Raw genomic sequence first — 511 nt, forward strand, 5'->3', positions numbered from 1 at the left:
CGCCAGGAAAGCGACAACGTCGGCACGCGGCTATACCAGGCCACCGCCGATGCGGACAAGGCCGTGGTGGAGGCGGTCGCCAAGGTGGCCGAGGCGCGCAAGCTGCCGCGTGCCCAGGTCGCGCTGGCCTGGGTGGCGCACAAGAGCACGGTGACGGCGCCGATCGTGGGCATCTCGAAGCCGCATCATCTGAGCGACGCGGTGGCCGCTCTCGAGCTGAAGCTGAGCGAGGAGGAGATTGCCACGCTGGAGGCGCCTTACGTGCCGCACCGGGTGGCGGGCTTCACGGCCTGAGGAGGAGGACGGCTCCCGGGCGAGCGCTTCGCTGGCCGCTCGGGAGCCGGAGGTGACGTCAGCGCGAGATCAGGCAGACAGTTCTCCGCGGACGATTTCCGCGCCTGCGCTGAGCGCGTTCAGCTTGCCTCTCGCCACCTGGCGAGACAAGGGTGCCATGCCGCAGTTGGTGCAGGGATAGAGCTTGTCGGCATCCACGAAGCGCAGCGCCTTGCGC

At 69.3% G+C, this 511-nt stretch carries 1 protein-coding gene and 1 pseudogene; one reads left to right on the plus strand and one right to left on the minus strand.

Annotated features, from left to right (window positions below):
• Positions 1-294 (plus strand): aldo/keto reductase (locus HWY05_RS37740; RefSeq protein ID WP_176061487.1); only part of this gene is annotated, 294 nt, incomplete at its 5' end.
• A gap of 69 nt (positions 295-363) precedes the next feature.
• Here HWY05_RS37740 and HWY05_RS38570 read toward each other — a convergent pair.
• Positions 364-511: pseudogene (locus tag HWY05_RS38570) on the minus strand (methionine synthase); the annotation flags it as partial.

The sequence above is a fragment of the Paraburkholderia sp. BCC1876 genome (assembly GCF_902833695.1).
Taxonomy (GTDB): domain Bacteria; phylum Pseudomonadota; class Gammaproteobacteria; order Burkholderiales; family Burkholderiaceae; genus Paraburkholderia.